The following is a 12,213-nucleotide window of genomic DNA, read 5'->3' as shown; positions in this document are numbered from 1 at the left end:
ATACCGTTACTATAGATAGAGCAATGGAGTTAGCTAATGATATAACTAAGGATGCCAAACTATAAATAATTTGACATTCTATACGTGATTATTTAGATAAACTATAAATGCCATGTACATCTATATATAAGAGGACAAGGTCATGGGACGTACAAGAACAGGAAAAACTCATAATGGGCAAGTAAGAGTCACCCAAAAGAATGGTGATGTGTATGTCTATGAGCGTGTTACTGCGTATAACCCAGACACCATGAAAACCTACACTGTTAAGAAGACCTTGATAGGTAAAATTCCATCTGGCCAAAATGAGATGATTCCGACAAGGCCAAAGAAGAAGTCTTTGAAAGGTTCTAAAGATGTTGAGCCTATAGTTCAGGCTTCTAGAACACGTACGGGAGCCACTGAAATCTTGAAATGGGCAGGAGTAGAGTCAGGTATCACTGAGCACTTGCACTCATGTTTTCCTGAGGGCGATGCACAAAAGATAGAGACACTAGCGCAATACTTTGTAGCGACTGATGGGAGAACTATCTTTCACTTGGAGAAGTGGCAGTTCGAGCATGAAACCCCATACAGAGATGGCATGTCTGAAGACTGCTGTGGTCGTCTGTTTGAAGACATTGCCATGAACGAAAGTGGCATACAGTCATACTTCAGTCATCGTTTTTCAAGTTGTGGCACTAAGAGACCAATCATTGCTCTAGACACTACATCGGTTAACACGTACTCTGCGAATCAGTATGAGTTTAGGTACGGTTTCAGCAAAGAGACTGGACGACTACTTTCTCAAAAGCAACTCACAATCATGTCTGTTGAAAACCTGCAGCCAATTGCATTTGAACAACAGCCAAGCAATATTCCTGATGCCATTTCAATCAGGAATGCAATCATGAGAATGCAGGTTCTAGGAGATGTAAAACCACTAGTAGTTACTAACAATGGCTTTCATAACGAAGAGAACTGTGCTTTGTTTGTGAAGTATGGCATTCCGTTCTTGTCACTTATGTCTGTTAAGAGTAAATGGATTGAAGAGCAGTTCAAGAAAGTTCAGAAAAGTATCTACTCATATGGCAACAAGTGTCCATTTGATTCCGATACTTATGGCATGACCGTAAAGGTTGAACATGTCTACAATTTGGCGCATGAGCAAACACAAGAAAAGTTAAAGGCTCGAGATACCCAGCAAGTTACGAAGAATATGTACTTACACTTCTTCTTCTCTGATTCAAGAGGTGTGAGTGAGAGAGCTATCTTTACACAAGAAATTGACGAACTAATCAACTCAGTCAAGTCTCGATCAGAACTTACTTCACATGGTGAGAGCATGGTAGAAAGGTATCTCATCATCAGCAAAGATGATGCTGGCAATGTCACTGATGTTCAGCCCAACAATGATGCGATTAACGAACACTGGGAAGAGCTAGGCTTTTTCGTACTTGTCTCTGACTTTGAAAAGGATACATTCGAAGCGCTGAAGTACTACCGCTTGAGAAATCGTATTGAAAACTTATATGTGATTCAAAAGAACACAGCAGATTGGGATTGTCCACGCGTTTGCTCTCAGATGCGTCTAAGAGGCAGGCAGTTCGTTCAATTCATTAGTGCTAGTTATTACTGCTTCTTAAGCCACAGAATCAATGAACTAAAGCTAAGCCTTGGTAAAGAGGATGGGGTTAAATCACAATCTGAGCTAAAGCTAGAAAAGTCTTTGTTAAATTGGCTAAACAGAGTATCAATCTCCCAGATGCTCGAGTGGTTTGACGCAGTTACACTGCAAATTAAATCACTGTATGCTAGCAAGTTTATTACAGCTGAGGGCATGAAAAGAAATGAACTTTTCCTAAGAAAACTTGGTGTATTGAAGTAAAGGTGTTCCTATAATCATATTTTCAGGCTTGATCATGGGGTGATTTTGAGGCTGCAAAGCTCACTTCAGATCGTAATGTATTTTGCTTCACTGCAAAACTATGATGCAAAGAAAGATCGCGGCATAGCCAAGATGCTGCAGAGGCTTATGCGTAATCATGAGCATAAGCATAGGCATTGGCATGTGCTTTAGCAGTGCTTGAGCATGATTGTGAGCTGTGGTTTTAGCGGGCCGACTTAGCGTTAGCTTGTGTTTGCTGCTGCTGCTTATATTGGGGCTATTTCTTCTTCTTTTTGCCTCGGATGAGATTAGCGATAAAGTTTGAAATGCCAATGGGGATTGCCAAAACTAAGGTTAGCAAAAAGAGCGGTAGATTGATGATGTAGTATGCTGCAGCAAAGGGGAGTAACAGCGTTAGGACGAGCAGATCTTTGACCATGACGCAATCACTGTGTAGCTGTTGTCTATCGTGCTCGGTTATCCAACGCTTAGTACGTTTTTTAGGAGCTTGTTTTTCGCGTTCCTCTTCTTCAGCCCACAGATTTTCAACGTGGATAACGCTGTTATAAACAATATTGCTCAGATAGAAGCTCACAGGATGGAAGACAGAGTAGATCGTGGAGTCCATGCGATACATTTCTGACTCAATCATGGCTGCCAAAATGGACATGTATGAGTTCTCAAAGCGTGCTCTAAGCTCTTTTTCGCTAAGATTATTGGCAACACTGATGCACATATCTTCCATGTTTTTGTAGGCAAATGCTGCTATCAAAGAGATGGTGTCATCAGGAGCATCGTCCTTAATTATTGCTCTATCGCGTAAATAGTCACCCTTTAGAGCCACTGACATAGCTGCAGCAAAGTCGAGATTGCCACCCTCATCAAAAACTATATGACGCAGCAGTGGTACGCACTCTACTGATTTGGCAATGAAACTTTTACGCTCAGGTGGAGCTTCAATGCAGATGCGGGCTCTTAAGTAAGATAAAACACGCAGTTGTCTGATAATGTTTCTGACGACCAATTCAATCTCTTCACGTGATATCTCTGGGCCTTCAAATCCCCACTTCGTTACTTCTTTGAAGAGGTTTTGGATCTTCAATGGGTCAACATTGCGTAGAGATGTCTCATTACGCATCTTGAGCAAAATCATTTGTAGATGCTCAAAGAGCATCTTGTTAGCATCGCATAGGCACCATTCAAGCTCATTGAGAAATTGAATGTCATAGCCCATATAGTCGGCATTTCGTTCAATTTCATTGCCAAGCCAGATATCCGCAAAGCAATGTTCTTGCAGAGCTTTTTCTAAAGACTCTCGTTTCTTATGGACACTGTCGAGCAAGCGCACCGCATCTTCATAGTATGTGATAGCAAAGTCTTCAGACAAATCCTCACCAAGCTCGTATGAAGCAACTTTCTTGTAGGCCTTTTCAAAATCGTAATAGCAACGAGCTGTGAAGAACTCGTTGGTTACACGTTGATGAGTCGCAGCATAGATCTTGAGCTTCTCAGGGTCGATTTCGTCTTCTACATACAGACAAATACGGGTGTTAATTTGTAGTTCATCAAGGTCATCCATAGCGACACCTCAGTGCCAAGTCCCATAGCATGGTCTAATAGTATATTTTTTAGTAGTAATCATATCACCTGCAGTGTACTCAATAACTACAAGCTCCTCGATATCGGCTTGTACATCACATTTTTGGGCAATGGTCTAAGCACATAGAAAGTCTCATAGAGAACTAAGATTGCCGCTATAGAGCTATTAATATCAAGGTCTATTTTTATGTTTTGCACTGTGGTCTGATGAGTGCGTGTTTTAGCTCTCATGAGGTGGGCAACAATGATCATTTATGGGGATCTTTGTTGATTGTTGTCAAAGAATCGTGAATCTCTGAGGTTAAACGATAAGAAATATCATCATGTAGCTTTTTCGATATAGATGCCATTGTTAGAATCTTGCAGCTATAGCAGTATTGGTGTATCTAGGAAATTGGGTATGCCTGTGCATGTCTATTGATGGCCTGCTTAGGCCGGGTTTTAGGATTTGTCCATACTCTTTATAGTATGCGCAAGGCAAAGTCAGTGCGCTTTTTAGTGCCTTAGTTTTTATTGCTGTGTATTTGCCCTTGTGAAATTTACTCTCCACTTAGATAGGCAATTTAAGTAATGTGTCGCTAAGTACGGAGATGGTTGCGGATTGTGTTTTATGAATAAGGTTCAGCTCAAATTGGACTTTGAGGGCTTTGCTGCTAAGGCTAAAGAGCACTTCAATGATCGTGTCTATACCGACTTTTTACGTCGTTTTGCTTATGGTACTGACGCCTCTTGCTATCGCTACATTCCAAAGGTAGTTATTCGTGCTTTTGATGAGAGCGAGATTCAGACTATCTGTGCGTTAGCCCAAGAGTTTGAAACTCCACTTACCTTCAGAGCTGCAGGTACCTCATTAAGCGGTCAGGCCTCATCTGAAAGCGTATTAGTTATTGCTAATGCTCGTTGGCAGAAGATCAAGGTGAGCGACGACAAGAAGTCAATTTTCCTTGACTGTGGTGTTATCGGTTGTGAAGCTAATGAGGCCTTAAAGCCTTACTCTTTAAAGATTGGTCCAGATCCAGCAACCATCAACAATGCCATGATCGGCGGTATCTTTAACAATAACTCCTCAGGCATGTGCTGCGGTGTCAAGCAAAACAGCTACAACACCATCAAGTCTGTGCGTGTGATTTTACGTGACGGTACCATCTTAGATACCTCTGATAATGCACCTGAGGGTGAGAACCTCGCCTCATTCGTTAAGACTCATGGTGAGCTTGTTGAAAAGCTCATGGCACTGCGCAATACCGTAGTTGCTGACAAAGAACTCGTAAAGCTCATCGAGCGTAAGTTCAAGATTAAGAACACAACTGGCTATAGCATCAACTCTTTAGTTGACTTTAGCGAGCTTAAGGACATCTTAAACCACATCTTTATCGGCTCTGAAGGTACTTTAGCTTTCACCTCTCGTGTTGAGTACGAGTGCGTTGAAGATAGCGCCTTTAAGTCCTGTGCTCTGCTGCACTATGCCTCTTTAGACCAAGCTGCAGTTGCAGTTAAGGTTTTAGCAAAGAACCAAGATATCGTCAGCTCTGCTGAGATCATGGATTATCAGTGCTTAAAGTCAGCTCAGGATCTTGATAATGCTCCAGCTGAGTTAAAGGACATTAAGGAAGGTCAGTGTGCACTGTTAGTTCAGCTTGAAGCTGCTGACAAGGCAACTTTAGATAAGAAGATTGCTAAGGTTACAGCTTTAATCGAGCCTGCTAAGTCTATCTACGGCACTCACTTTGATTCTGATCCTAAGAAGATGGAATCAAACTGGACTATTCGTAAGTCCATTCTGCCGCTGTCAGCTTCTTTACGTCCATCTGGTACTGCAGTTATCACTGAGGACGTATGTTACCCAACTGACAACTTTGCCAAAGGTATTGCCGAGATTACCGAGCTTTTCAAGAAGTATGACTTCGTAGGCTCCATCTTCGGTCACGCTTTAGCTGGTAACGTTCACTTCATCATTACTCCAGACTTATCAGATCCTGATGAGTCAGCACGTTTTGCTGCCTTCATGGAGGCTTTAGTTGAGTCTGTATGCGCCTTAGACGGTAGCACCAAGGCTGAGCACGGTACAGGCCGTATGGTGGCTCCTTTTGTGGAGCGCGAGTGGGGCAAGAAGGCCTATCAGGTTAACGTTGCCATTAAGGAACTGTTCGATCCTAAGTACCTTATCAACCCAGATGTCATCATCACCGATGACATGAATGTTCACAATAAGAACTTCAAGACTACCTCACAAGTTGAAGACTTCATTGATAAGTGTATGGAGTGCGGCTTCTGTGAGAAGGTATGCCCAAGCCGTGAGCTTACCTTAACTCCTCGTCAGCGTATTGCTGTACGTAAGGAAATCGTACGTCTTGAGAACATGAACCACCGTACAGCTGAAGAAACTGCTCAGCTTGAAGAGCTCAAGGAGGGCTATGAGTACTTTGGTATTGAGACTTGCGCTACTTGCTCTATGTGTTCAACTCTCTGCCCATTAGAGATTGACACTGCCAAGATTGCTCTGAGCTTAAAGCCATTCATGCGCTCTCCATTCCGTCAGGAAGTAGCTAAGGCTTCATCTAAGATCTACGGCACTACCATTGGTCTTGCTAAGGCTTCCTTAATGGGTGCTAATGCTGCTAGAACTATCTTAGGCTCCGAGACTGTAACTAAGATTTCTCGCAAGATGAATGAGACCTTACAGATCCCATTCGTCCCAGTTACTATGCCTAAGAGCAATGGTTATAGCTTCAACGATAAGATCATTCCAGGCAACGACATGAAGGTAATTTACTTTACCTCATGTATTAACCGTGTCTTTGCCCCACGTGATGAGCGCTTTGATAAGCGTCCGTTGCAGGAGGTCTTTGAGGGCCTGTGCAAGAAGGCAGGTATTGATGTTGTATACCCTCACAAGGTTAAGAGCTTATGCTGCGGTAAGTCTTACAAGGACTATCCAGAGGTAGAATCTCAAAAGGCAACTGAGCTGCAGAATATCATTCACGAGATGGCCAAGACTGCCAAGAACTGCATCGTAGTTTGCGATCACTCTGCTTGCTCTTACGAGATCTTAAAGCGTCTTAAGGAGTCTGACAGCTCCATCAACTTCATGGATATGCCAGTATTCTTAGAGAAGGTACTGCTTGAGCGTATCTCTATCCGTAAGATTGATGAGGACGTAGCTGTTTACCCAATGTGCTCCACCGTCAAGGGTAAGTGGGATAGCTCCTTAAAGGCAGTTGCTCAGGCATGTACCACTGGTAAGGTCTATGTACATAGCGCAACCAAGTGCTGCGGCTTTGCCGGTAACAAGGGCTTTACTCACCCAGAGCTTAACGATAGCTCCTTACGTCTGTTCAATGAGTACTATGACAACGAGCAAGAGAAGAATCCAAATCTCAAGCGCGGTTACTCAAGCTCCTCTACTTGTGAGATTGGCTTAAACTCTCATAGTGACATTGCATGGCAAAACCTAATCTACTTAGTAGACAAGGTAGCTCGCTACAAGATGTAAGTAAGCTTTTAGGCTCACCAACATCACTTGATGAGCCCAACTCCAGCAATATACAAGGCAATGGCGTGCTCAAAAGTTCGCGCCATTGCCTTTTGTTTATCTAGCCTCCAAGCCTACCAAACCACAAAAACACTAAAGACTTACTGCTAATCACTAACTTCTTAGGCCAACAGATACCAGCTAATAGCTAATCACTAACTTCTTAGGCCAACAGATACCAGCTAATAGCTAATCACTAACTGATAGTTGCTAACAGCCAAGTCAAGGCGCTTATAGCTTAAGCCGCCAATTGCTATGACACAGTAGATGAAATATGTCATGGCAAGAAAGTAAGTCATAGCTTGAGATCATTGAAAGCAGGGGAGCATAAAGCTTGGCTTTTTAACTAAGATACAGCTGTCTTAAGTACACTAAGATTAAGGTAGCTTAAGTGCTTGCGATAGTATTTTCAAAAGCCAACAGCGCTGTGCATTATCTGAATAAATGCATTATTCATCATTAGTTGATGATTTATCTTAGGCATAGGCTAAAGATAAATGCGTTTAGAACTGCAAATGCGTTGCAGTTCTTTGCAATGGCAAATAGGTATTTGTCTTTGTGAAGTAGTTCACAAATGGCGTAAGTATGCTGTTTTTGGGTTCAATAAGCACGTAAATATGGGCTTTATAGCCTGATAATTTGCGCGAAAAGTGGGCGCTGTTCCATATTCGCGCAGTGAATTTTTTGTAGAAAGTCGCATTTTGCCACATTTGTATGGCCAAATAGTTTACGGATGGCTTAAATATAAGGCTTGTTAAAAACTCACTTTACTGGCCATTTTCAAAATCATGCACTAAAATAAAGCACAAAAGTGGTAAGGCACATACACACTAGGTTGTGAGCATGATTGTTTCTCGCTATAGTGAATCCAACGAAATTTTTCAGGTTATTGTTCAAGGGGGCGAGCTAAAACCTCGCTTAAAAGTAATATGAAGAAAACTTTAGTTGCACTCTCCGTTGCTTTAGTCGCATCCGCTAGCTTTGTTTCAAACGCCTTTGCAGGTACTCTTAAGGTTGGCGCTACCCCAGTTCCTCATGCTGAGATCTTAGAGTTTGTTAAGCCAGCATTAGAGAAGAAAGGCGTTAAGCTTGAGATCACCGAGTTTAACGACTATGTACAGCCTAACTTAGCTGTAGATGCTGCTGAGCTTGATGCTAACTTCTTCCAGCACAAGCCTTACCTTGAGGTATTCGTAAAGGATCACGGCTCTGACTTAGTAGCAGTTGCTGGCGTTCACATCGAGCCAATGGGCCTTTACTCCCAGAAGTTAAAGTCAATCGACGATCTCAAGGATGGTGCTACTATCGCTATTCCTAACGATCCAACCAACGGTGGTCGTGCTCTTTTATTACTTGCTAAGAAAGGCTTAATTACCCTTGAGGATCCAACCTCTGTAGTAGCAACTGTTCTTGATATTACCGAGAACAAGAAGAACTTACACTTCCAAGAGCTCGAGGCTGCTCAGCTGCCACGTGCTTTAGCTGACGTTGATGCTGCAATTATTAACAGTAACTACGCTATTCCAGCTAAATTAAATCCTCTTACTGATTCCTTACTTTCTGAGGATGCAGACTCTCCATACGTTAACATCTTAGTTGGTAACTCTGAGAGCGCCAAGAACCCAGACATTAAGGTATTAGTTGAGGAGCTCACCTCCAAGGCAACTGCTAAATTCATCCTTGACACTTACAAGGGTGCTGTAGTTCCAGCTCCAGCTTCTTACCTCGAGTAATACAAGCATAAAGCTTGTATCACCCCCACAGGCTACCAAACCTAAGGTAGCCTAAAAATGCAGGCAGCCACAGCGCCGCCTGCATTTGCCTCTTCAAAAATCCCACCACTCAACGTAACCACCTTATTCCTGAAGCTTTAGTCCAGCCCCTCAATCCAGCACTAAATTAAGCTCATTAATTCAACACCAACTCATAGCTAGGCACTAAACAAGTCAAGATCGCATTGTACGTGTTATCGAGCATTAATCCTGATAGACTGTAGCCACCTTTTGGAGCAATTAACAGGACTAGCCGTGCCACGCACATCATCAAATAAATCTAAAGCTAAATTAGCATCCACAACTCAGAGCACTGCAAAGTTACAAGCAGTTAATGCGACGCTTGCTAACGCTCAAGTGGAGGATAAAGAAAGCAAAGCAACAGATACTCCCTTAGATGCCATTGCTTGTGCAGCTAAGGAGATGGGTATTGGTGCTTATGCCTCAGATCTTGATGATGACGATGAATTAGAAGATCTCGATAGCTCCTCGCTAAACGATCTTGATGATGCCTTAGAGGATGACCTTGATAGCTCATTAAGCGATGACCTTGAGGATGCCTTAGAGGAAGACCTTGATAGCCCATTAAGAGATGGCGTTGAGGATGCCTTAGATGATCTTGAGAGCGCAACTGAAGATGAGATCTTTGGCAATCGCAATAAGAGTCGTATTGCCTACGAGATTAGCAAGATTAAAGAGCGTCAGTTACGCGGGGCTGGAAGATCCATTCAGTTTGCTCCTGATGAAGAAGGCAACTATGACGATGCCCATAAAGCAGGTTTTGGATCAGATGTAGCTGAGCCTCAAATGGATATGGCTGACGCTGAAGTACAAGGTCAAGATGAGGCTGCCAAGGTAGATGAGGATGGTAGTGCTGAGCTTTTTGATAGCAAGGCTTTCTTAAAGACAGTACCAAATCGTCCAGGTTGTTATCGCATGTATGACCTGCGCAATCAGGTCATCTATGTAGGCAAGGCTAAAGATCTTAAGAAGCGTTTAAGCTCTTATTTCTTAAAGCAAGATCAAGGCGTTAAGACCAGGGTTTTAGTCTCACATATTGCTCATATTGAGTTTACTGTTACCTTCTCTGAAAGTGAGGCTTTGATTCTTGAAAATGAACTCATCAAGAAGTATCAGCCGCACTTTAACATCTTGCTGCGAGATGATAAGTCATACCCGTATATCTTGCTTACCTCTCAGCATGAGCATCCAGGTATTTACTACCACCGTGGCGCACGCCGTAAAGCCGGTGAATATTTTGGCCCATTCCCAGATTCATCTGCAGTAAAAGACAGCCTTAGACTCATGCTGCAGCTCTTTCCAATTCGTCAATGTGAAGATACCGTCTATGCTCATCGCTCTAGACCTTGTCTCATGGCTCAAATTGGTAAGTGCTTAGCTCCTTGCGTGCCTATGTCTAAAGAAAAACAGGCACAGTATGCTGAGCAAGTAGAGCTCGTTAAACTCTTCTTACAAGGACACAATCAAGAGCTCTTAAGCGCCATTGTTAAAAAGATGGAAGAACATGCTGCACGTATGGAGTTTGAAGAGGCAGCAGCGCTTAGAGATCAGCTTACCTCGCTTAGAAAGGTACAAGAGGCTAATAGTATTGTCTCGGGTATCGAGTATCCATTAGATGTCATTGGCTTTGCTATGGCAGAGGGTATGGCCTGTATCCATGTGCTCTTTATTCGTAATGGCCGCATCTTTGGAACCCGCTCGTTCTTTCCAAAGCTCACAAGCGAAGTTAGAAACAATACTGAGCTCGTCTTATCTTTCTTAAGCCGTTTCTATCTTAATGATACTCACAGCAACCTTATCCCCGATGAGGTGGTAATTGATCTTGATTTTAATGCCGTAAATGCAGCAGATGATGAGACAGGACAAGATGGCATAACAAGTGATCTGATTAGTGCAGATGCTAATGCTGATAGCGATGAGTCAGAGAACTTAAAACCAGGACAGGTATCCTCACGATCCCGTCGTATGCAGCAGTCCATCTTGCCAGGGGATAAAGACGAGCGCATTGCTGGTGCTAAGAGTCTCGTTGCAGAGATCAAGGCCATGGACCATATCGATCCACAAGAGCGCCACGATCGCCTACAAGGTAAGCTCCATGATGATGTTGTAGATGCGCTTGATCTTGAAGAAGAATACCTTACCGACGAGCACTCTGACAAAGACACCAATGCAGCAAATCTTACGATCTCAGAGCAACAAGCAGCGAGCACAGATGATGCCCACGCATCATCCATCGATGCATCCGATGCAGCCAATACAGCCGATACAGGCGATGCTGTCGATGATGCTGCCGTCGATAGTGCGGGCGCTGTAGTGCTCAAAGACGAGCTGAGCGTACTCAAAGAGGCGCTTAAGAAACAGTTTGATAAGAATGTACGCTTCACCCGTGGCGTGCGAGGTGCTAAGCATCGTTTTGTACGTCTAGCCATGACTAACGCGTCTGTAGCTCTTAGTGCTAAGGTGCAGTCATTTGCCACTGCAGAGCATCGTATTAAAGAACTAGAGAGCTTGCTTGGCATTAGTGGCGTTGAGCGTATGGAGTGTTATGACATTTCCCATACTCAAGGTGAGCTTACTGTAGCCTCGTGCGTAGTGTTTAATCGAGAAGGCCCAGATAGTTCTCGCTATCGCAGGTTCAATATCGAGGGCATCACTCCTGGTGATGACTTTGCGGCTATGCATCAGGTGCTAACAAGACGCTTTAAAGATCCTGATGGTGGTGAATGTCCGCAGCTTGTCTTTATTGATGGTGGCCCTGGTCAGTTATCCCAGGCTGAGGAGGTAATCTCTAATGCCTTTGCTAATGCTAAGACACCAATGCCAACCATAGTAGCTGTTGCCAAGGGAGAGGGTAGAAAGGAAGGTCTTGAGACTCTTATTAGAGCCTTTAGTCACGAGCGTATTAATCTCAATCTAAACTCACCAGCATTGCAGTTGGTGATCCATATTCGTGATGAGTCCCACCGCTTTGCTATTACAGGACACAGAAATCGCCGCGCTAAAGCAAGACGGACTTCCAAGCTTGAAAGCATTGCAGGCGTAGGTCCAAAGCGTCGTCAGGCTTTATTAAAGCACTTAGGCGGTATGCAAGAGGTATTGCGTGCGGGCATTGATGAGCTCAAGAAAGTCCCTGGCATCAGTCCGAAGATGGCCGAACAAATCTACGATGAGCTCCATAGTTAAACATCAAGCTAACAAACACAAAAAAAGGCAGCCCCAAGGCTGCCTTAATTTAAAAAAAAGACTTTGCGCACTCGCGCTAAAGCATTATTAGCCTAATAAGCTTAAGCCCAGCTGAGGACGGGTGTTAGCCTGCATCAGCATAGAAGCAGCTGCCTGCTGAATAATGGACTGCTGAGATAAGTTAGCAGACTCTTCAGCAAAGTCAGCATCACGAATACGTGAGCGTGCATCAGCTTCGT

The 12,213-nt window shown here is 43.5% G+C and carries 6 protein-coding genes; 4 read left to right on the top strand and 2 right to left on the bottom strand.

Annotated features, from left to right (window positions below; translation table 11 throughout):
* The first annotated feature begins 142 nt into the window (after positions 1-142).
* The gene (locus tag RDO37_RS03255) at positions 143-1,867 is read left to right on the top strand and encodes a hypothetical protein (RefSeq protein ID WP_308498087.1); all 1,725 of its coding nucleotides are present in this window, start codon (positions 143-145) and stop codon (positions 1,865-1,867) included.
* Positions 1,868-2,144: 277 nt separating this feature from the next.
* On the opposite strand, the gene RDO37_RS03250 is transcribed toward RDO37_RS03255, so the two are convergent.
* Positions 2,145-3,446: a hypothetical protein gene (locus RDO37_RS03250; RefSeq protein ID WP_308498086.1), complete on the bottom strand. Its 1,302-nt coding sequence runs from the start codon at positions 3,444-3,446 to the stop codon at positions 2,145-2,147.
* A gap of 630 nt (positions 3,447-4,076) precedes the next feature.
* Between RDO37_RS03250 and RDO37_RS03245 the strand changes: the two genes are divergently transcribed.
* The 3 genes from RDO37_RS03245 (at position 4,077) to uvrC (ending at position 11,974) form a co-directional block, all read left to right on the top strand.
* Positions 4,077-6,959, top strand: coding sequence for an FAD-binding and (Fe-S)-binding domain-containing protein (locus RDO37_RS03245; RefSeq protein WP_308498085.1), 2,883 nt, complete (start codon positions 4,077-4,079; stop codon positions 6,957-6,959).
* Positions 6,960-7,927: 968 nt separating this feature from the next.
* Positions 7,928-8,731 (top strand): MetQ/NlpA family ABC transporter substrate-binding protein, encoded by an 804-nt coding sequence (locus RDO37_RS03240; RefSeq protein ID WP_303074952.1) that lies wholly within the window; start codon positions 7,928-7,930, stop codon positions 8,729-8,731.
* A 294-nt stretch (positions 8,732-9,025) separates the two neighbouring features.
* Positions 9,026-11,974: an excinuclease ABC subunit UvrC gene (gene uvrC, locus RDO37_RS03235; RefSeq protein ID WP_308498084.1), complete on the top strand. Its 2,949-nt coding sequence runs from the start codon at positions 9,026-9,028 to the stop codon at positions 11,972-11,974.
* A gap of 87 nt (positions 11,975-12,061) precedes the next feature.
* Here the strand turns inward: uvrC and RDO37_RS03230 are convergent.
* Positions 12,062-12,213: flagellin (locus tag RDO37_RS03230; protein ID WP_308498088.1), on the bottom strand; the 152-nt coding region annotated here is incomplete at its 5' end.

The sequence above is a fragment of the uncultured Anaerobiospirillum sp. genome, from assembly GCF_902485895.1.
GTDB classification, from domain to species: Bacteria; Pseudomonadota; Gammaproteobacteria; order Enterobacterales; family Succinivibrionaceae; genus Anaerobiospirillum; species Anaerobiospirillum succiniciproducens.
Note: the sequence above shows the minus strand (reverse complement) of the source record. Positions and strands in the feature narration are given on the sequence as shown.